21 protein-coding genes are annotated in these 20649 nt (G+C 66.2%); 13 read left to right on the top strand and 8 right to left on the bottom strand.

Annotation, left to right across the window (positions count from 1 at the left end; all coding sequences use genetic code 11):
• Positions 1–25: 25 nt before the first annotated feature.
• Genes AC5RUF_RS09755 through AC5RUF_RS09745 form a run of 3 tightly spaced genes read right to left on the bottom strand, consistent with a single transcriptional unit; the run spans position 26 to position 2337 of the window.
• Positions 26–1306, bottom strand: coding sequence for an MFS transporter (locus AC5RUF_RS09755; protein WP_494130444.1), 1281 nt, complete (start codon positions 1304–1306; stop codon positions 26–28).
• A gap of 53 nt (positions 1307–1359) precedes the next feature.
• Complete coding sequence (locus AC5RUF_RS09750; RefSeq protein WP_494130473.1) at positions 1360–1932, bottom strand: DUF3027 domain-containing protein; 573 nt, start codon at positions 1930–1932, stop codon at positions 1360–1362.
• A 21-nt stretch (positions 1933–1953) separates the two neighbouring features.
• Positions 1954–2337, bottom strand: a complete 384-nt coding sequence (locus AC5RUF_RS09745) for a cold-shock protein (RefSeq protein WP_493999123.1) — start codon at positions 2335–2337, stop codon at positions 1954–1956.
• A 217-nt stretch (positions 2338–2554) separates the two neighbouring features.
• On the opposite strand from AC5RUF_RS09745, the gene AC5RUF_RS09740 reads away from it, so the two are divergent.
• From AC5RUF_RS09740 to AC5RUF_RS09690, 11 genes are all read left to right on the top strand, one after another.
• Positions 2555–2842, top strand: coding sequence for a hypothetical protein (locus tag AC5RUF_RS09740; protein ID WP_494130443.1), 288 nt, complete (start codon positions 2555–2557; stop codon positions 2840–2842).
• A gap of 57 nt (positions 2843–2899) precedes the next feature.
• The gene (locus AC5RUF_RS09735) at positions 2900–5347 is read left to right on the top strand and encodes a helicase-associated domain-containing protein (protein ID WP_494130442.1); all 2448 of its coding nucleotides are present in this window, start codon (positions 2900–2902) and stop codon (positions 5345–5347) included.
• The gene (locus AC5RUF_RS09730) at positions 5340–6986 is read left to right on the top strand and encodes a DNA repair helicase XPB (protein WP_493996234.1); all 1647 of its coding nucleotides are present in this window, start codon (positions 5340–5342) and stop codon (positions 6984–6986) included. Before AC5RUF_RS09735 ends, AC5RUF_RS09730 begins: the two co-directional genes overlap by 8 nt.
• Before the next feature lie 120 nt (positions 6987–7106).
• Entirely contained in the window at positions 7107–7586 is a 480-nt protein-coding gene (locus AC5RUF_RS09725; RefSeq protein ID WP_494130441.1) for a DUF6507 family protein, read from the top strand.
• Positions 7583–8791, top strand: coding sequence for a hypothetical protein (locus tag AC5RUF_RS09720; RefSeq protein WP_493996236.1), 1209 nt, complete (start codon positions 7583–7585; stop codon positions 8789–8791). Before AC5RUF_RS09725 ends, AC5RUF_RS09720 begins: the two co-directional genes overlap by 4 nt.
• The gene (locus AC5RUF_RS09715) at positions 8791–9216 is read left to right on the top strand and encodes a hypothetical protein (protein ID WP_494130440.1); all 426 of its coding nucleotides are present in this window, start codon (positions 8791–8793) and stop codon (positions 9214–9216) included. The genes AC5RUF_RS09720 and AC5RUF_RS09715 overlap by 1 nt, the downstream gene beginning before the upstream one ends.
• A complete protein-coding gene (locus AC5RUF_RS09710) occupies positions 9203–9658 on the top strand; it encodes a hypothetical protein (RefSeq protein ID WP_493996238.1) in 456 nt (151 codons plus the stop codon). The genes AC5RUF_RS09715 and AC5RUF_RS09710 overlap by 14 nt, the downstream gene beginning before the upstream one ends.
• Entirely contained in the window at positions 9651–10466 is an 816-nt protein-coding gene (locus tag AC5RUF_RS09705) for a hypothetical protein (protein WP_493996239.1), read from the top strand. The genes AC5RUF_RS09710 and AC5RUF_RS09705 overlap by 8 nt, the downstream gene beginning before the upstream one ends.
• Before the next feature lie 138 nt (positions 10467–10604).
• Entirely contained in the window at positions 10605–11318 is a 714-nt protein-coding gene (locus tag AC5RUF_RS09700; protein ID WP_493996240.1) for a response regulator transcription factor, read from the top strand.
• A 55-nt stretch (positions 11319–11373) separates the two neighbouring features.
• Positions 11374–12789 carry a sensor histidine kinase gene (locus AC5RUF_RS09695; RefSeq protein ID WP_493996241.1) on the top strand — a complete coding sequence of 472 codons (1416 nt, stop codon included), beginning with the start codon at positions 11374–11376 and terminating at the stop codon, positions 12787–12789.
• A 166-nt stretch (positions 12790–12955) separates the two neighbouring features.
• The gene (locus tag AC5RUF_RS09690) at positions 12956–13246 is read left to right on the top strand and encodes a WXG100 family type VII secretion target (RefSeq protein WP_493996242.1); all 291 of its coding nucleotides are present in this window, start codon (positions 12956–12958) and stop codon (positions 13244–13246) included.
• 173 nt (positions 13247–13419) lie between these two features.
• Here AC5RUF_RS09690 and groL read toward each other — a convergent pair whose 3' ends face one another.
• From groL to AC5RUF_RS09670, 4 genes are all read right to left on the bottom strand, one after another.
• Positions 13420–15057, bottom strand: a complete 1638-nt coding sequence (gene groL, locus AC5RUF_RS09685) for a chaperonin GroEL (protein WP_493996243.1) — start codon at positions 15055–15057, stop codon at positions 13420–13422.
• A 369-nt stretch (positions 15058–15426) separates the two neighbouring features.
• Complete coding sequence (locus AC5RUF_RS09680) at positions 15427–15630, bottom strand: cold-shock protein (RefSeq protein WP_227922942.1); 204 nt, start codon at positions 15628–15630, stop codon at positions 15427–15429.
• Between the two features lie 203 nt (positions 15631–15833).
• Complete coding sequence (locus AC5RUF_RS09675; RefSeq protein WP_493996244.1) at positions 15834–16457, bottom strand: LytR C-terminal domain-containing protein; 624 nt, start codon at positions 16455–16457, stop codon at positions 15834–15836.
• Between the two features lie 68 nt (positions 16458–16525).
• Positions 16526–16789 carry a DUF3263 domain-containing protein gene (locus tag AC5RUF_RS09670; protein ID WP_493996246.1) on the bottom strand — a complete coding sequence of 88 codons (264 nt, stop codon included), beginning with the start codon at positions 16787–16789 and terminating at the stop codon, positions 16526–16528.
• A 263-nt stretch (positions 16790–17052) separates the two neighbouring features.
• Here AC5RUF_RS09670 and AC5RUF_RS09665 point away from each other — a divergent pair, with 263 nt between their 5' ends.
• Positions 17053–17826, top strand: a complete 774-nt coding sequence (locus tag AC5RUF_RS09665; RefSeq protein WP_494130439.1) for a uracil-DNA glycosylase — start codon at positions 17053–17055, stop codon at positions 17824–17826.
• Between the two features lie 28 nt (positions 17827–17854).
• Positions 17855–18718 carry a siderophore-interacting protein gene (locus AC5RUF_RS09660; RefSeq protein ID WP_494130438.1) on the top strand — a complete coding sequence of 288 codons (864 nt, stop codon included), beginning with the start codon at positions 17855–17857 and terminating at the stop codon, positions 18716–18718.
• An 80-nt stretch (positions 18719–18798) separates the two neighbouring features.
• Here the strand turns inward: AC5RUF_RS09660 and AC5RUF_RS09655 are convergent, their stop codons facing one another.
• Positions 18799–20412 carry a threonine/serine exporter family protein gene (locus AC5RUF_RS09655; protein ID WP_494130437.1) on the bottom strand — a complete coding sequence of 538 codons (1614 nt, stop codon included), beginning with the start codon at positions 20410–20412 and terminating at the stop codon, positions 18799–18801.
• Between the last annotated feature and the right edge of the window lie 237 nt (positions 20413–20649).

The following is a 20649-nucleotide window of genomic DNA, read 5'->3' as shown; positions in this document are numbered from 1 at the left end:
TAACGGCCCCGGCAGGGCCCGGACACTAGGCAGTGTCCGGGTCCTGCTGCTTTTCCGGGGCGTCGGTGGTCATGCTCAGCCGGCGGGGCAGGCTGCGGTCATAGTGGAAGCGCATCCCATAGGTACGCCACGCCCAGATGAACCCGATAGCGGCGGCCGCCAGGCCGGATGCGGCGGCCACCCCCAGGCTCCACCGCGGGCCGAACGCATTGGACACCCAGCCGACTATGGGTGCGCCCAGCGGCGTGCCGCCCATAAAGATGGCGAAGTACAGGGCCATCACCCGGCCGCGCATGACCGGGATGGTGGTGGTCTGCACGTAGGCATTGGCGCTGGTCATCAGGGTGAGGGCAAAGAGGCCCACGGGGATCAGCGACAGTGCGAAGAGGACAAGGCCGGGTGCGGCAGCGGAGAGGATGCAGGCGATCCCGAAAGCTCCCGCCGCACCGAAGACAAAGCGGAGGCGCGGGCGGTCCCGCCGCGCCGACAGCAAGGCACCGGCGACGGAGCCGATGGCCATCACGGAGTTGAGGAGTCCGAAGATGCCGGCATCCCGCCCGAACTCGGTACGTGCCATCGCCGCTATGTAGATGGCGAAATTCATGCCGAACGTTCCGACAATGAAGATCGCCAGCATCACCATGATCAGGTCCGGCCGGTGCCGCACATAAGCGAGTCCTGCGCGGATGCGGCCCTTGCCGGGCGGCGCCTTGGGCAGGGTGCGCAGCTCCCCGGCGCGCATCTTCAGCAGCGCGAGCACCATGGCGCCGAAGGTCAGGGCGTTGGCGACAAACACCAGACCCGGGCCGATAGCCACCGTAAGCAGGCCGGCGACGGCGGGGCCCACCATCCGTGCCCCGTTAAAGGAGGCACTGTTCAGCGCGACGGCGTTGGGCAGGTCCCGTTCGGGAACCACCTCGGATACAAAGGCCTGGCGGGCCGGTCCGTCCACGGCGGACACCACGCCCAGGGCCAGCGCGAACGCGTACACATGCCACAGCTCTGCATGCCCGGAGAGAACCAGCAGACCGAGCGCCAGGCCCAGTCCGCCCATGCTGACCTGCGTCGCCAGCAGAACCTTGCGCCGGTTATAGGTATCCGCAATCAGCCCGGACCAGGGCGCCAGCAGCAGTTGGGGGCCCAGTTGCAGGGCCATGACAATGCCCATGGCGGCGGCGTCCTGGTCGGTAAGGATGTCATAGACCAGCCAGTCCTGCGCCGTGCGCTGCATCCAGGTGCCGATGTTGGAAACCAGCGCACCGAAAAACCAGATCCGGTAGTTGAAGAAGTGAAGGGAACGGAACATCAGCTCAGCGCTCCCTCAGGGATTGATGAACCTGTTGCCGCAGCCGTCACGGATTATTCGTCCTCCTGCGCATCCGTCGTCTCGGAGGAAGCACCGGGCTGCTGCCCGCCGTCCTGCGACCCGCCGTCGGGCTGTTCGTGCTCCCGCTGATCCTGCTCCGGCTGTTCCTCACCGATATCCCCGGAGGCGTGCTGCGCGGCTTGTTCGCGCGCAGCCTGCTCCAGCGCCTGCTGTTCCTGCTCGGCAGCAATGTCCTCCGGCCGCAGCCGCTCGGACCAGGGCACCCACTCCGGAGCCAGGAGTGCATCCTGAGAGGGCAGCAGGCCTACCTCGCTGACAGTGACCTTTTTGCTCCGCGGCACCCTGGCAACGGTGGCGTACCAGTGCCAGCCCCGGTAGCCGGGCCGCAGCGAGGTGAAGCGGTGTGTCACCAGCCGCTCGGCGTCGGCCGCGGCACCCACGTAATCCCCGATCTCGTTCGGGGAGGCAACCTCGAGCAGACCGGCACGCGCTTCCGCCACTGCGGCGGCGAGCACGGCGTCCGGCTTGCCCGGACGGCGCGGCGCACGTTTGCGCGCCGGAGCGGATTCGGCGGGAGAATCAGGAGAAGGAGATACCGGTGTCATCGTCAATTCAGTACACGAACCTTATATATCCAAATCATCGGCAACGGCGCGCAGCACGGCGGCCACCTTGGCAGCGTGCTTCTTTTCCGGGTAACGCCCCCGGCGCAGTCCGTTGGAAATGCCATCGAGCAGTTTGATCAGGTCTTCCGTGATCACGGCCATGTCCTCGGCGTCCTTGCGGGTGGCCTTCGCTACCGACGGCGGGGCCTCGAGGATGCGGGCGGAAAGGGCCTGCGGGCCGCGGCGTCCGTCCGCCACGCCGAATTCCATCCGGGTGCCGGGCTTGACCTCGCTGACGCCGGCAGGCAGGGCCGAGGCATGGAGGAAGACTTCCTGCCCATCATCCGTGGCCAGAAAACCAAAACCCTTACCAGTGTCGAACCACTTGACCTTGCCGATAGGCACTTCGGTTACCTCGCTCTTAGTTCCGTTTGCGGCAGGACACCTGCCTTGTTCCATGACCGTTCCAGGGCCATTGCAGGACCCGCGTTGCCCATCAAGGCGCCCCGTACCTCTGAGATACTACGGGGAAGTCTGTTCCCTTTAGAATATCCCGACCAGCCAACGGGGCTCCAAGCCCGCCCCTTTGTCCGGCCGATTTCCGCTGTTAGCGTTAATCACCATGGATAAAACCCCGCCGGACGCCGTCCGGCCCCCAGCCGCAGTTCCGCCCGAACAGACCCCGCGCCGTCCGGAGAACGCCGGTCGGCCTGCCCGCCTCCTGGCCGCAGTTGCCGGTGTGCTCGCCGTATTCGGGCTCGGGACCCTGGCGGCGGTCCTGATCCTCGCCCTGCAGGGCCAGGCCGTGGCCCCGTGGCTGGTGGGCGCAGCCTACTTCGCCCTGCCCCTCGCGTTCCTGCTCATGGCGGCCTCAGTCATCAACGGGATCAGGCGCAGGCGCAGGAGCTGATCGGTCCGTTTTTCTCCCCACTCAGGTAACGTGGTTTTGATGTCCGCGATTCGAGCTTTGGCAGAGGATTTAGCCGCACGCAGTGACGACCAGCTGCGTGAATTGCTCGCGGCCCGGCCCGACCTGGTGCTTCCGCCGGTCCCGGATTTCCAGGCACTGGCAGCCCGGGCCTCCACCCGGGTCAGCGTGCAGCGGATCCTCGAGAAACTGACGGCTCCGGAACTGCAGGTCCTCGAAGCAGTCGACCTCACCACCAACGAGGATTCACACCTCAGCACCACTGCCTCGTGGCTGAAGGCCGCCATCGCCGGCTCGACCATCAAGTCCTTGGACGCCATCCTGGGCCATCTGCATTCCCTGGCGCTGCTCCGGCGGGCCACACCGCACCCCGGAGCGCCAAAGGCGGATGCGGCCCGGCGGTTCTATCTGCCGGTGTCCGTCCTGGGCGAGGCCCTGGGCGCCTACCCTGCAGGTTTGGGCCGGCCCTATTCCACGCTTGCCGCCCAGCATCCGGAATTCGGACAGCGCCTGGTGGGCATCGCGGAGGGGCTGCGCAGCACCGGACTGCCGGTGGAGAAAGCCGACACCCCGTCCACCGCGGCACACTCCCTGCACCATCTGGTCTCTGATCCGGCCGGCTGGGCCGCCCTGATGGCCACGGCTCCCCCGCAGACCACCGAGCTGCTGCGGCGCTTCAAGTACTCACCGGTGGGCACGATCCCCAAGAAGGCCGCCCTCGGTCGCGCAGTGCTGGACAATCCTTCCCCCACGCCGGTGGAGTGGCTGGTGGCCCGTGGACTTTTGGTTCCCTTGGATGCGTTGCACGTTGAACTCCCCCGCCCGGTGGGCCAGGCCTCGCGCGGGCACGTCATTGTGTCCGATTTCCAGCTGGAGGCGCCCCGGCCCAAGCCCCGCAGCGTTACCCGAATCCTCCGGGACAATGCGGCTTTCGGTGCGGTGGCCGAGACGCTGCGCCTGGTGACGGAACTGCTGGCCCTCGCAGCGGAGAATCCGATCGGCACCCTGCGCTCCGGCGGCGTGGGCGTCCGCGAAGTTCGCCGCTTGTCCGAATCCCTGCGGCTCGACGGCGCCACCACCTCATGGCTGCTGGAACTGGCGGCCATCGCCGGCCTGCTGACATTGGACGCGGCCACGTCACGGTGGGGCGCCTCGGAGGGGTCCTGGCTCAACGAGACCCGGGAAGCCCAGTGGCGGCGGCTGGTGGAAGCGTGGCTGGATGCGGACCGCGCACCGTCCCTGGTGGGCGCGCCGCTGCCTGCCGGCGGAGCCGTGAACGCCCTGGCTGCCGAAGTGTCCCGCCCGGATGCCCCCGTGGTACGGCGTCGCGCCCTGGAAATGCTGGCCCAGCTCTCCGAGCCCGGAGAGGAAACGGGGACGCCGGGAACCGCAGCAAACCCCGGCAATTCGGAAACGGTAGGCGCCTTTGACACCGAAGACCTCATCAGTGCGCTCACCTGGCACCAGCCACGGCTGCAGCGGCGTTTTGCCCGGCTGGTCCCGGGCATCCTCAAGGAAGCGGCGCAACTGGGCCTGCTGGGTTCCGGTGCCCTGACTGAGCTGGGGTCTGCCGTGGCGGCCGGGGACTATGCCGGCGCCACGAAGCTGCTTCATGAGGCGTTGCCTGCGCCGTTGAATTCCTTCCTGCTTCAGGCCGACCTCACCGCGGTGGCACCCGGCTACCTGGAGCCCGACGTCGCGCGGGAACTGGCGCTGCTCTCCACCCCCGAGGGGCAGGGCCCGGCAACCATCTACCGGTTCTCGACGGATTCCATCCGGCGGGCGCTCGACGAGGGGCACGATGCCGACGGCATCCTGGCGTTCCTGCGTCAGCATTCGGCTACCGAGGTGCCCCAGCCGCTGCGTTACTTGGTCGAAGACACCGCTGCCCGGTACGGCCGGCTGCGGGTGGGTGCCGCAGGTTCCTATCTGCGCAGTGACGACGAGGTTGGCCTGAACGCCCTGCTTGCCGATCCGCGCACCGCTTCCCTCGGATTGGTGCGGCTGGCCCCCACGGTTGTAGCCGCCAACGTCCCCGCCAAGGAGCTGACCTCCGCACTCCGGGACCTGGGGTACCCGCCGGCATTGGAAGGTCCGGCCCGCAAACCGGTCGGGTCCCACCGGATGGTTCCGGTAGCCGCCCCCTCCTCGTCCAAGACCCGCCTGAACCCGTGGGAGCTTACGGAAGAGGACATGGAACGCCAACTGGCCGCCCTGCGCGGTGAAGGCCCGCCCCTGCACGCCGGCGGGGAAAGCGAATCCCTGGTCAGCCTGGAGACCCTGCGCAAGGCCATCCGGACCAAAAGCTCGGTGCGGATGGGCGTGGTGGACAGCCAGGGGAATCAGCGGCAGGAGATTTTCGTTCCCCTATCGGTTAATGACGGCAGGGTCCGGGTCTACGATCCGCGCCATGACGTGGAACGTACAGTGTCAGTACATCGGATTATGGATGTGGAAATAGTGGAGGGTAGCCCGGCGCATGGTTGACGGACCGTTGATTGTCCAGAGCGATAAGACGATTCTCCTGGAGGTCGACCACGAGCAGGCAACCGAAGCCCGGCATGCCATTGCCGCCTTCGCCGAACTGGAACGGGCGCCCGAGCACATCCACAGCTACCGGCTGACCCCGCTGGGACTCTGGAACGCCCGGGCCGCCGGGCTCGACGCGGAGCAGGTACTGAACACGCTGCTCACCTACTCCCGGTTCCCGGTGCCGCACTCGCTGCTGATCGACATCGAAGAAACCATGTCCCGGTACGGCCGGCTGCGGCTGGAAAAGGATCCCCAGCACGGCTTGGTGCTGCGCACCAATGACTACCCGGTGCTCGAAGAGGTAATGCACGCCAAGAAGATCCAGCCGCTGCTGGGCCCGAGGATCGACGGCGAGACCGTGGTGGTGCAGTCCGCCATGCGCGGGCAGCTCAAGCAGCTGCTGCTGAAGCTCGGCTGGCCGGCCGAGGACCTGGCCGGCTACGTGGACGGTACCCCGCACCCCATCATGCTGGATGAAGACGGCTGGTCCCTGCGGCCCTACCAGAAGCTGGCCACCGAGAACTTCTGGGCCGGCGGTTCCGGCGTGGTGGTGCTGCCCTGCGGCGCCGGGAAAACCCTGGTGGGTGCGGCAGCCATGGCCACCAGTTCCACCACCACACTGATCCTGGTCACGAACACCGTCTCCGCCCGGCAGTGGAAGGATGAGCTGCTCAAGCGCACTTCCCTGACCGAGGACGAGATCGGCGAATACTCCGGGGCGGTCAAGGAAATCCGGCCGGTCACCATCGCCACCTACCAGGTCCTGACGCTCAAGCGCGGCGGCCTGTACCCCCATCTGGAACTGCTGGACGCCAATGACTGGGGCCTGATCATTTACGACGAGGTGCACCTGCTGCCGGCACCCATCTTCCGCATGACGGCGGATCTGCAGGCACGCCGCCGGCTCGGGCTGACCGCCACTCTGGTCCGTGAGGACGGCCGCGAGGGCGAGGTCTTCTCCCTGATCGGGCCCAAGCGCTACGACGCCCCGTGGAAGGACATCGAGGCGCAGGGCTACATTGCCCCGGCCGAATGCATCGAGGTCCGGGTGGACCTGCCCCGCGATGAGCGGGTGGCGTACGCCATGGCCGAAGACGGGGACAAGTACCGGCTGTGCTCTACGTCCGAGACCAAGACCGGCGTCGTCGAGCAGCTGGTCAAGCGGCATACCGGCGAGCAGACCCTGGTGATCGGGCAGTACCTGGACCAGCTGGACGAACTGGCCGAGCGGTTGGACGCTCCGGTGATCAAGGGCGACACCCCGGTGAAGGAACGCCAGCGGCTGTTCAGCGAATTCCGGGAAGGCGCCCTGAATACCCTGGTGGTGTCCAAGGTGGCTAACTTTTCCATTGACCTGCCGGAGGCCTCCGTGGCCATCCAGGTGTCCGGTTCCTTCGGCTCACGGCAGGAGGAAGCGCAGCGGCTGGGCCGGCTGCTGCGGCCCAAGGCGGACGGCAAGGCTGCGCACTTCTACACAGTGGTGGCGCGGGACACCCTGGACCAGGACTTTGCCGCCAAGCGGCAGCGCTTCCTGGCCGAGCAGGGTTATGCCTATTCCATCCTGGACGCCGCGGATATCGAAAAGCCGGTCTAGGTCCGTCAGGGGACGAGCCGTAGTGATGCCGGGCGGCAACCCGGTCCTGGACCGGATCAATAAGCGCGAGGCCAAAAAGAAGTTCCACGGTAATGGTGGAAAGAAGTACTGCCCCCGGCCATGGGTAGTTCTACCCATGGCCGCCTTTCCTTTTTGGATGAAATTCGGCTGGAGATTCGCTACATTTGCTCCAGTGCTCGGAACCGTAAACCGTTCCATCATCCAGGGGGAAAAATGCCGATAAACGGCTGGGATATCCAAGTCGAGGTCGTCCGCGGCGTTATAGAAAAGGCACGGGTCACGGTCGATGACCTGCAAGCAGAGGAGACAACCCTCCAGAATGCGGTCAGTTCGGCGGCCGGATCAACAAACAGCCCCGCCATCCTTTCGGCGATGACCGAATGCTACGAGGACTATTTGTCCGGGCTGATAAACAGCGGCACCGTTCGTGCGGGCAATGCCTGCAATTCAACCGGCGATGCGGTTAATCATTATGTGAGCGGCGATGAAGAGATGGCCGGAAACGCCAACCGGTCGGCGGGCGAATCCCCCTCAACCAGCCATGATGACACCGACGCCCCTGCCGGAGCACTTCAGTGAGCGCGGGCAACCTGCCGGTGCTGCCGGACACAGGTGCCATCCGCGGCGACGCTGCACGGGTGGCGGAGTCCGGAAACCGCGCGAAAAGCCATGGCCAGGACCTGGTGTCAACCTGGGCTGGGCTGCGGGACAGTTACCAGGCCCCCGAACAGGACATCGTCCACGGCGCCATGGCCAAGGCCGCAACGTTCACCGACGCAACGGCGGAGGTCACCGGAGCCATCCGGGACGCCCTGAATACCTTCGCCGACGCCGTTGACGCGCTCCGTCCGCGGTACGACGCCCTCGTGGCGGCCATGGGCGCCCACGCTTCCCATGTGCCGGATCAGGAGGACGAGGACGGCCTTGCCGCCGCGGAGGCGGAAGAAGCCCGCCTTGCCCGTGAGACATGGGCCGTCGCAGCTGAGCTCCAGGCAGCCGAAGACGTCTGCGCGGCAGCGATTGCCGGCCTGCACCTGTCGTTCTGGGAACTCCCGGGGAGCACAACCTCACCCTATGCGGCCGTGGGCAGCGGTGTGCTGTCCAACGGGCTGCTTTCAATCCACTCGAACCCGGGCCCCCGGCTGATCCGGGTTGCCCTCGATCCGGGATCCAACAGGCGCAGCATGAACCTCGACGGGTCCGTCACCCTCCGCATCAATCGCCGCCCCCACACTTATTACCCGCCGGGCAGCGTCATGGCTTCGATACTCGCGCCGTTGGGCAGGCGCACCATCACTGTCCACCGCCCGGTATTCCGTGACCCGGAGATCGACCGGGCCCGACGGAGGGTCACCCCCGGCGGAACGCCGGCCAGGATACCCGAAGTCCCCCGCTGGGCGAGCAAGGCCTCGAACGGACTGGGCGTGGTGGACGGCGCCCTGTCCGTCTACAAAAACTGGTCCGAACAATGGAACCAAGACCAGTTGGAGCACCCCGACTACAGCACGGGCGAGCGGGTGGCCAGCGCGGCAGCGACAGCCGTTGCCGAAGGCGGAGGCGCCATAGCCGGAAGCATCGCAGGAACAACCATCGGGGCCACGGTGGGCAGCTTCATTCCCATCCCAGTGGTTGGAACGGTAGTTGGGGCCGCTGTTGGAGGATGGATAGGCGGAGCGGTAGGAGAGGGCGCCGGGAATTTCATCAGGAATGTCGATGAAAAGGGACCTGCCAAAGCGGCAGTCGGTGCGCTTAAAGAAGTATGGGAGAACCTGAAGCTGTGGTAGTGCTGGGTATCGTTTTTTTTGGCGCCCTTGCCGTGGGCGGAATCGTTTACATGGTGATTACCGGCATTGCGGCATTCAATGGAACCTGGCGGAGCTGGGCTGCAGGAAGGAGCATGTACCAGTTCGGCAGGAACAATTACCTCGGATTCTTCGGGCTTTATCTGCAGCCGGCAGTAATCGTGAGTATCCTTCTGGTCCTTTGGGGAGAGCTGGGCGCCGACTGGATCACCGGCGAGGTCATGGCGCTTTTGGTTGCCCCGTTCCTGGTTGTGGCGTTTGCCTGTTGCTTCCGTCTTCCGCGCTTCCTGCTGCCCCAGTGGTACAAGGACTGGCTCGACAGCGGCGCCGACAAGGACGACGTCCGGAAGCCCGAGTATTCGTCCCCGTTCACCTGGCTTCGGAGGAGCAAGAATGTTCACCGCTGAACGAAGTGCCAACGTAACCCTTCAACGCCCCTCTGACTGGTCAGTGATGCGCCTCCCGGAAGCGGAGCTGGTTGTCGCCGCACCGGTGGCTCCGTGGATGGACGAGGGCGGATTCCGACCGAACGTCACGGTGACCACGTTCGCTTTCCCCGGCACCGTCACCCAACTGAGCACCGTGGTTATGGCCTCGCTCCTGACGTCCCTCGCAGACCCGTACCTTCTATCCGTGGATCCGGTTCCCCATCTGGAGGCCGTCCGCCGGATGGAGTACCTCCACCGCGGCTCCGGCGGGTTCATCCACTGCACACTCCTGCTGCTGCTCGAAAACGGCCTCGCAGGTACCGTGACCACATCCTGCGCCGCCAACCAGCTCAGCGCCTTCGACGAAGTCCTGGGGTCCATAGCACTCTCGGCCACTATGAAAGACACGTCCAATGGTTGATATTGTCCCCGAACGAGAACCCGCGCTCGATGAGGCCGCCAGCAACATCCTCGAAGCCGATCTTGAACGGCTGTCCGGGTTGTCCGCCAGGCAGCCCTACAAGTCCCAGGGGCCGTGGCTGGACGGCGACGCAGTCACGCTGCTCGATGCCGCGGCGGAGAACGGCCGGGTCGGCAGCTTCCAGCGGAAGAACCGGGAGCCGGGCCTCGAAGCCCTGGCCGAGGCTGGCTTGATGGATACCGCAGGACGTCTGACACCCGAGGGAGCAACCGTGACGGCGCCCCTGACCGCAACCCGTGCCGCCATCCAAATCCGTTGCCTCCATCCCCAGGGTTCCTCGGAGCTGCAGATCCAGCTGGATGACGAGAATGCACTGATCCTTGCCGGTCCATCCCGCGCGGAACTCGATGCCGGCAGGACCGCCGATTATGAGGGCCTGGTCCAGTTGGATTTCGTCGGGCTTCCGGACCTCGCCCCAACTGTGGCCTCATGGCTGGGCCTGGGCCCCGCTTGGACCCTGACCCAGGGCGTCCTCGATTTTCCCACCAGCGTTTTTGACCGCCGCCTGCGTTCCGTGGACGAGCCACCACCCACGGATGACCCGGCGTGGATCCGCATGTGGCGCGAGCCCTGGTTCATCTGGCGGGTGCAAGCGCAGACTGCTGACCGGGGCACGGTCCCTGAGTGGGGGTACGTGGATGCCGGCCGCGCCGGACAGCACATGCTCGCCGCCACCGCAGATCGGACCTTACTGGAGCCGGTGACCACCGGTACGGCCTACCGGGACCTCGCTGCCCTGTTCGCTTAGCGGATTTGGAGGGTGGCACCGCGGCAGACAGGCGGCGCCCTTTCGCGAGGCTCGGAGTTAGCCGCCTCACCGCGGGTTTCCAGAAACCATTCCGGTTCCCTACAGACAACGTCCAGCTAAATGTAAGAAACTGGGCGGGTGAACAAATCGTCTGCACCAGAAGCACGCCTCCTTGTTGTCGATGACGAGCCGAACATCCGCGAGCTGCTATCCACCTCGCTGCGGTTCGCCGGGTTCGACGTCGTCGCCGCCGCCAACGGCCGCGAGGCCCTTGCCGCCGTCGACTCCCACAACCCGGACCTCGCGGTCCTGGATGTGATGCTGCCGGACATGGACGGTTTCACGCTCACCCGCCGCCTGCGTGCCGCCGGCCAGCACTTCCCCGTGGTCTTCCTTACCGCCCGCGACGACACCGAGGATAAGGTCACCGGCCTCACCGTGGGCGGGGATGACTACGTCACCAAGCCCTTCAGCCTGGACGAGGTAGTGGCCCGCATCCGCGCCGTGCTGCGCCGCACCCAGCCGCTGGAAGACGACGACGCCGTCATCCGCGTCGATGACCTGGAGCTCGACGACGACGCCCACGAGGTCCGGCGCGGCGGCGTCACCATCGACCTCTCCCCCACCGAGTTCAAGCTGCTGCGCTACCTGATGCTCAACCCCAACCGGGTGCTCTCCAAGGCGCAGATCCTGGACCATGTGTGGGAATACGACTTCAACGGCGACGCATCCATCGTGGAGTCCTATATCTCCTACCTGCGCCGCAAGATCGACCGCAGCCCGGATGCTCCCGCGCTGATCCAGACCAAACGCGGCGTGGGCTACCTGCTCCGCACCTCGGACAAGCGCTAGGGCCTTGGTACGCCGCTGGAAATCCGCTTCACTGCGGTCGCAGCTCGTCGCCATCATGGCGGTACTGATGGTGATCACCGTGACCATCACCGGCCTGACCACCATCTACGTGCTGCGGCAGATCCTGGTCGGCAGGCTGGACGCGGACATCAACGAGAACGCGCAGAATGTCTCCCGCTACCTGCTGGTCAACGACCCCAGTACCGATGCTTCACTGTTCCGCTATTACGGCCTGTACCTGAACGACGACGGCAGCCACGGCCCGGCCACGCACTCGGAGTCCGCCGCTGATATTCCGCAGATCGGTGAGTACACCTCCGATGAGGTGGCTGCCATGGACACCCGCGGCTTCGATGTCCGTGGCACCTCGCCCACGTCCAAGGGCTGGCGGGTACGCATCTACGATTTCCAGAACCTGCCGGGCAGCGTTGCGGTAGCCATTCCGCTGGATTCCGTAGCCGCTACGGTCGACGAGGCCGCCTCGCTGGTGTTTTCCGTGGGCCTGCTGGGCACCTTGGGTGCCACCGGCATCGCCTACTGGGCGGTCACCCGGCAGTTCCGCCCGTTGAGCCAGGTGGAGAAGACTGCTGCCGCCATTGCCGCGGGAGATTTGTCCCGCCGTGTGGAAGTGGGCAACCCCGCCACGGAGATCGGCCGCCTCTCCCGCTCCCTGAACGCCATGCTTGCGCACATCGAAACCGCCTTTGCCGCCCGCACCCAGTCGGAGCGGAAGATGCGCCGGTTCGTGCAGGATGCCTCACACGAGCTGCGGACTCCGCTGGTGACCATCCGCGGCTTCTCCGAGCTGTACCGGCACGGCGCCCTGCAGAAGCCCGAAGAGGTGGGCGCCGCCATGGGGCGCATCGAGTCCGAGGCCAAACGCATGGGCCAGCTGGTGGAAGACCTGCTGACGCTGGCCCGGGTGGATGAGCAGCGGCCCCTGGAGTATGAACCGGTTGACCTGATGATCCTGGGCAACGACGCCGCGATGGACGCCCGTGCCAGCGCGCCGGACCGGGAAATCCGGGTGGTCGGGCTGGACGGCAACGGACCGCAGAGCGCACCCACCATGGGAGACGAGGCCCGGCTGCGGCAGGTCGTGGCCAACCTGATGACCAATGCGCTGCGGTACACCCCGGAGGGCTCCCCCATTGAGGTGGCCGTCGGCGTGGCGCCGGTGATCCACGACCGCATGGATGCCGTGCTGGAAGTGCGCGACCATGGTCCCGGCATCTCCGAGGACGACGCCGCACGGGTGTTTGAACGCTTCTATCGGGCCGATTCCTCCCGCTACCGTGAAACCGGCGGCACCGGCCTTGGTCTGGCGATTGTGGCCGCCCTGGTGGCCCAGCATGACGGCACGGTGCGGCTCGCGGAGACGGAGGGCGGCGGTGCCACCCTGTCCATCCGGCTGCCGTACCGGGCACCGGAGCAGTTCCCCGAAGGTGATGCCGGGCGCGACCAGGGCTGATACGCCGGCTGAACCATGCGCAGGGGCGTCAGCGCTCCTCCCCAGCTGCCTGTCCGCCCGGGGAAGCGGTACTGCGGTGCACAGCCGCCCGGCGCCCTCCTCCACCGGGCCGTTCAGGCGGCCTAGCCTTCCCGGTATTGGAACCAACCCTTACCAGGAGGAAAACATGCCGTTATTTGCCGTGGACAGTGAAGCACTGGCTGCCAAGAGTGCGGAAGTGCAGGGAACCATCGAACGCCTGCGGGCGGACGTCAACGGAATGCAGGCCGGTTTGGCTTCGCTGGGTGAGATCTGGCGCGGTACCGCCTCGGCCAATTTCCAGTCGCTGGTCACCGACTGGCGGGCCACGCAGGCCCGGGTGGAGGAATCCCTGGACAGCATCAACCAGGCCCTGGCCTTTGCCTCGGCACAGTACGCGGAGACGGAAGCGGCGAACACGTCGCTGTTCCTGCACTAGGAATACCCCGGCAGGCAGGGCCCGGACAGCACCCCCCCTTGTCCCTGCCGACGGTGCACACCGCGTTAAACGAAGCAGGCGCGGCCCCCCTTGAAGGGGACCGCGCCTGTTCTACGCGTCAGACTGAGCATGCATCAGACTGAGTATGCATCAGACTGGTGCAGGTGGGGGGCTTAGAAGCCGCCCATACCGCCCATGCCGGCCATTTCGTCGCCGCCGCCCATGGCGGGGGCAGCCTTCTCCGGCTTGTCCGCAACCACGGCTTCGGTGGTCAGGAACAGGCCGGCGATGGAAGCCGCGTTCTGCAGTGCAGAGCGGGTCACCTTTACCGGATCGTTGACGCCGGCTGCCAGCAGGTCTTCGTATTCGCCGGTGGCGGCGTTCAGGCCGAAGCCTTCGGGCAGGCCGCGGACCTTGTCCACTACTACGCCCGGCTCCATGCCGGCGTTGAAGGCGATCTGCTTCAGCGGAGCATCAATGGCCACGCGGACGATGTTGGCGCCGGTCGCTTCGTCACCCTCGAGGGAGAGGTTCGCGAAGGCCTTGAGGCCGGCCTGGATCAGGGCCACGCCGCCGCCGGCGACGATGCCTTCTTCAACCGCAGCCTTGGCATTGCGGACGGCGTCCTCGATGCGGTGCTTGCGTTCCTTGAGCTCAACCTCGGTTGCGGCACCGGCCTTGATCACTGCAACGCCGCCGGCCAGCTTGGCCAGGCGTTCCTGCAGCTTCTCGCGGTCGTAGTCGGAATCGGAGTTTTCGATTTCGGCGCGGATCTGGTTGACGCGGCCGGCAATCTCCTCGGCGTCGCCTGCACCTTCGACGATGGTGGTCTCGTCCTTGGTGACAACTACCTTGCGGGCCTTGCCCAGCAGGTCGAGCGTGGCGTTTTCCAGCTTGAGGCCGACCTCTTCGGCGATGACCTGGCCGCCGGTGAGGATGGCGATGTCTGCCAGCTGGGCCTTGCGGCGGTCGCCGAAGCCCGGAGCCTTGACGGCGACGGACTTGAAGGTGCCGCGGATCTTGTTGACTACGAGGGTGGCCAGGGCTTCGCCCTCAACATCTTCGGCGATGATCAGCAGCGGCTTGCCGGACTGCATGACCTTCTCGAGGACGGCAACCAGGTCCTTGACGTTGGAGATCTTGGAGTTGACGATCAGGATGTACGGATCCTCGAGGACCGCTTCCTGGCGCTCGGCATCGGTCACGAAGTAACCGGAGATGTAGCCCTTGTCGAAGCGCATGCCTTCGGTGAGTTCCAGCTCCAGGCCGAAGGTGTTGGACTCTTCGACGGTGATGACGCCTTCCTTGCCCACCTTGTCCAGTGCCTCGGCGATCAGGTCGCCGATCTGCTGGTCACCGGCGGAGATGGAAGCCGTAGCGGCAATCTGCTCCTTGGTTTCGATTTCCTTGGCGGAGGCGAGCAGCTCGGCGGTGACGGCCGCAACGGCCTTCTCGATGCCGCGCTTCAGGCTCAGCGGGTCGGCACCGGCAGCGACGTTGCGCAGGCCTTCCTTGACCAGGGCCTGGGCCAGGACGGTTGCCGTGGTGGTGCCGTCACCGGCAACATCGTCAGTCTTCTTGGCAACTTCCTTGACCAGCTCGGCGCCGATCTTTTCGTAGGGATCGTCCAGCTCGATCTCCTTGGCGATGGATACGCCGTCATTGGTGATCGTGGGAGCTCCCCACTTCTTTTCGAGGACCACGTTGCGGCCACGCGGGCCCAGGGTCACCTTGACGGCGTCGGCGAGGGTGTTCAACCCGCGCTCGAGGCCGCGGCGTGCCTCTTCTTCAAATGCAATGATCTTGGCCATAACGGCTATCGTCCTTCCGGAACAGTCATGCTTGGAGCAAAAAGTTGCATTCCTGGCTGAGGTGCCCGCGACGGACGGCCCGGCTTGCGCGATCTCTTTACGCGGTCCCCCGAACCTCACCCCAGTGGGTTGCTGGTTCACTCAACACCGTCGGACTTTTAGCAGTCATCCGGCAAGAGTGCTAAGTCAATAATTAGCACTCCCACACACTGAGTGCAAGCGATCACGCGTACCTGCCACCCCGTTCACAGCCGGTTGCGCCTGCGGTGTGGAGGCTAAGCAAAAACAGCGGCGGAACCAGTGCCAATACCTGGTCCCACCGCTGCCGGTCCCGTCCCCAAGCCGGGAGGATGCCTTGCAAAAAGTGGTTTACAGCGCCCGGACTTCCTCGGCCTGCGGACCTTTCTGGCCCTGGCCGATTTCGAACTCAACCCGCTGGCCTTCTTCCAGGGTCCGGTAACCGGATGCCTGGATTGCCGACCAGTGGACGAATACGTCCGTTTCTGCCTCGTCGAGGGTGATGAAGCCGTACCCCTTCTCCCCGTTAAACCACTTGACGATCCCCTGCGCCATGATGTTTCTCCAACCTAGATTCCAATGCAGCCCTTCGGGGCCGCACTTGGACCCGAAGGCGCCGGAGCCCGCACGTGCCGTCGAATTCTCCGGAGGAGAGCGAGACCAGTGCCGTCAACCGGCTGGCATTACTCTAACCATGGTGATGTCAATCACATACGGGGTGTTGATAACGTTATGGTCTTTTTACCGGGAGGGGCTTCCTACCGGAATCCGGGACCCAGAACCACGGTGACGTTGGTAAAGCCCGCTGATTCCACGACAGTGGGGATGCCCAGTTCGGCGCCCAGCTGCTGCGCGTTCGCAGCCTGCTGCGGGGAGCCGTAGTAAACGACCGACGCCTGCTGCGGTGCACCTGTCCAGTTGCCCACCGTGGCCACGGCCCATCCTGCTCCGGCCACCCGGCCGGAAACGCCGGCGCCGAGTCCGCTGACTCCGCTGGCGTTCAGCACCACAACCGGCTGCGTGCGGTCCACCACGGGTTCCGGCTCGCTGGGAGTCGGAGTGGGGCTGGGAGTGGGCGCCGGGGCGGCAGTCTCCGTCTCCGTCGGCTCCTCTTCCTTGGTAGTTTCCGGGGACGCCGTGGGGGCAGCGGATGCAGAAGAAGTGGCCTGCGCTTCGGCAGAGGGGCCCGGGCTGCCGGACCCGATACCCAGACGGGGCAGTACAAAGTAGGCCGCGAGGCCGATGATGAGGGCCAGGACACCCACGGTAATCAACAGGCCCAGCCCGCTTGAGCGCGCGGGAATCAGGCGTTCCCGGTGCACGCCCTGCCGTGCTGACGTCTCGGGGACCTTGTCGAACTCGTCCCGGGGGTATTGGCTCATAGTGGAGATTTCATCCTTGCTCTGAAGGTGCCGTGTTCTGCACGCCGGCGTTGGTTGGGAACGCCGGGTCAGACGCCGGTGCCCAGGCGGCGGGCAGTGCGGGCCTGCTGGCGGCTGGTACGTAGTCTACGCAATCGCTTGACCAGCATCGGGTCGTGGGCAAGGGCGTCCTCGGTATCAATCAGGGCATTCAGCACCTGGTAGTACCGCGTGGCGGACATACCGAAAAGGTCCCGGATTGCCTGTTCCTTGGCCCCGGCGTACTTCCACCAGGCCCGCTCCAACGCGAGCATCTGCTGTTCCTGGGGGCCGAGCGGGCTCTGAGGATCCACTGCATCGTCAAGCGAAAACCGCTCAGCTTCTGTCGATTCCGCCACGCACGCTCCCATAAAGATTCCAGTACTGCCTAGTGCCATGCTAATTGGGAACAACAGCGTTGTCATTTAGGCGGCTCCGGAGTAGAGGCGGAGCATCCTGCTATGGCACCTCCGCGGGCACCGTCATTGGCGTGGCCGGTATCCCGCTCGGTCTCTGGGTGGGCGGGCTGGACTCCGGCCAACTGTCTTTCATCGCGGAAATACCGAAAACTGGACTCGTGACACCTGATGAACCGCAGCTCTTCGAGTATTCCACCCACCCGGCTACCGAAACGCCTTTCCCCTTTGCCGCGCCGGCGACGCTGCGGGAGGTGATGGCACCGGACTGGGCAGAGGCACTGGCACCGGCGGCCACCGCCCTGCGTGAGATCGCAGCGGATTTGGAGGCTGAACGCCGTGCCGGCCACCGCATCCTGCCCGAGCCGGCGAACATCCTGCGTGCCTTCCAGCGTCCGCTCTCCGAGGTCAAGGTGCTGGTCGTGGGCCAGGACCCGTACCCCACGCCGGGACACGCCGTCGGGCTCTCATTTTCCGTGGACGCGCGGGTCCGGCCGCTGCCGCGCAGCCTGAACAACATCTTCACAGAACTGAGCGCGGACCTGGGACTGACCCCGGGTCCCTCCGGGGACCTCACCCCCTGGGCGGACCAGGGCGTGCTGCTGCTCAACCGTGTCCTCACTGTCCGGGCCGGCGAGGCGGGCTCCCACCGCCGCCGCGGGTGGGAGGAAATCACCGAACTCGCCGTGCGTGCAGTGGCAGCGCGCCGCCGGCCGGACGGCAGCCGCCCGCCGCTGGTCGCCGTCCTGTGGGGCAGGGATGCCCGGAGCATTGTTCCGTTCCTCGGCGGGACGCCCACCGTTGAATCCGCCCATCCCAGCCCCCTGTCGGCCTCCCGCGGGTTCTTCGGATCCCGCCCGTTCAGCAAGGTCAACGAACTGTTGGCGGAGCAAGGGGCCGCACCCGTGGACTGGCGTTTAGGCGCGGTACGGTAGTTTGAGCCCTTCCCAAGGAGAGAAATCCATGCCAGAAACTCCCCCGCGTCCGCAGCAGCCGGGCCAGCCCCAGGACGGACCGCGCAAACCGTGTCCGCTGGTGACCCTGGAGGTGCTCCGCCGGGAGCAGATCAGTGAGCACATGGTCCGCATCGTTGCCGGCGGACCCGGATTCGACCGGTTCTCCCCCAGCACCTGCGCCGATGCCTACTGCAAAATCTGGTTCGGTCCGGACGGAACACCGATCGACGGCAGCGAGGACCTGGAAAGCATCCGCGCGCGCAGCGAACGGGTCCACTGGCCGGTCTCGCGCACCTACACCATCCGGGACGTCGACACGGAGGCCAGGGAACTCACCATCGACTTCGTCGTGCACGGTGACGAGGGTCTGGCCGGCCCTTGGGCGGCCAAGGCCCGGCCGGGTGAGCCGCTGACCTTTTCCGGCCCGGGCGGCGCCTTCACCCCCAACCCCGACGCCGACTGGTACCTCCTGGCCGGCGATGAGTCCGCGCTGCCGGCGATTGCCACCGTGCTCCGGGCCCTGCCGGAGGACGCCGCGGGGCAGGCTTTTGTGGAAGTCGCCGGTCCCGAGGACCGCCAGGACCTGGGCAGGCCGGCAGGCATCGAGCTGACCTGGCTGTACCGCGGCAATACGCCGGCGGGCCGCAGCGGGCTGCTGGCGGAGGCACTGTCCTCGGTCCCGTGGCAGGACGGGGCCGTACAGGTTTTCGCCCACGGTGAGCGGGAGGCCATGAAGTCCCTGCGCGACATCCTGTTCAGCCACCGGGGACTCGAACGCGGCCAGGTTTCACTTTCGGGCTACTGGGCCGCCGGCCGCACGGAGGACATGTTCCAAGCCGAGAAGCGGACTCCCGTGGGCAAAATCCTGTAAACGGAGCGGCGCCGGACGGTGGCGCAGAAAAGGCCCGGCCCCCTGCGGGGCCGGGCCTTTTTATGGTCGTCGCCGGTGTATCAGCGCCGCCGGTTGCGGCGGTCATTGCCGTTGAGGTTGCGGGTGAACGGGCGTCCCAGGTTGTCGCCCAGGACCACGCCCCCGGAGATGGCCAGGATGACAGTGAGTGCGTCGAAAAGCCCCACCGCCCCTGCATACATGTCCTCGGCGTCGATGCTGAGCCCGTACATGGACCGGAAGATGGCGAGTCCGGGGAACAGGAACAGGACGGCGGGAACCGCCACGATCAGCTGCGGCGCACCCATCCGCAGCGCCACTATCCGTGCCACCATGCCGATGAAGATAGCGGACACCGCCGGTGTGAGCCGCGGCCCCACCCCTCCCGCATCAGCCAGCTGGTAGACCAGGAAGCCGGCCAGGCCGATCAGGACCGTGGGCAGCACCAGCCGCCGCGGAGACTGTTCCACAATGCAGATGGTTGCCAGGGCAATGGCCAGCAACAGCAGGGTCACCGGGAAGGAATACTGCGAGGAGGCCACGTCCGTTACATTCAGGCGGGCCATTCCGAACAGGGCACCCATCACCAGGGCCACGGCTATGCCGGCCACCAGGGCGCCGAATGTCAGGAACGCGGACAGGAACCGCCCGGACGCGGTCACCGGGAACCCGTTGATGGCATCCTGCACCGCCGAAACGAGGCGCCCGGTGGGCAGCATCAGCAGGATGCCGCCGGCCACCACAATGCCCGGGGAAATCGGCACTTCCATGGACCAGAAGATCATTGCCATGGCAGTGACTACAAAGCCGCTGGCCGCCGTCGTAAAGAAGTCCGGAACGCGCCACCTGCCCAGCACACGCTGGAGCAGGCTGACCATCACGGTCCCGGCGAACCCGATGAGCGATGCCAGCGGACCGCCGCCGATGAATCCGACAATGGCGGCCGAGAAGATGCCCGTGGAGACGGTGACCGCCCAGCGGGGAAACGGTTTGGGCTGGTGGGTGATTTCGTTGAGCCGGTTGGCGGCCTCCGCACGGGTCAGCCCGCCGTCAATAATCTCCGTCACCAGTTGGTGGACCAACCCGAGACCGGCGTAGTTGTTGGTCCAGGAACGGACCACACGCATCACGGTGATGGGTGTCTGGTCTTTGGGCGAATAGTTCAGCAGCACCGACTGGTTGGTGATGTCCACCTCGATGCTCTCGAGGCCGAAAGCCGCGGTCACCGCAATGATGGCGGTTTCCACTTCCAGCGCGCCGGCACCGTACCGGAACATGGTTTCGGCCAGGCTCAGGGCCAGATCCAGGGTCTTGCGGGCATTCGCATCGGGGCCGCCGGTGCGCACCAGCGGGTTCGCGTAGGGGCTGCCTGCGAGCCGCTCGACAATGGACATGGCCTGTGTGGGCGGGTTCTCCCCTTGGACCAGCCGGCGCAGCATGCGCTTGGCCGCCGCGGAGGACCGGTCCGAGCGGACCGTCGCGGAGGCTACGGGTGCAGTACCCGGCGGGACCTGTTTGCGGGTACGGGCAGGACGTTTGTCCCGCGGGTCTCCCGTTTTCCGGACCCGGTCCGGTTGTGGACGCAGGGCCTTGGCCCCCGCCGCACGAACCACGGATGTGGTGGGCGGCGGTGGCTTGGGCCGGGTGCTTCGCAGCGTGGCTGTGGGCGGGTCCATGGGCCGGGTCTGCCCCGGGGCCTTCGACGGCGGCGCGGGCGCCTTGGGACGCTGCGCTCCCCCGGACCGCGGTTTCCCGGTTTTCCCCGCTTTCCCGGCGGAGGCCTTCCCGGCTGAGGGCTTCCCTGTCGGGGCTTTTCCGGCAGGAGACTTCCCACCCTGGCCCTGACGGCCGGCCGGGATACTGATCACCGGGATCAGCCCTGCCACCGGATCCGGATTCGGCCCCTGCTCCGC

Source organism: Arthrobacter sp. Y3224198 (assembly GCF_059090025.1).
The sequence above is the reverse complement of the archived record's forward strand: the minus strand, read 5'-3'. Positions and strand labels throughout refer to the sequence as shown.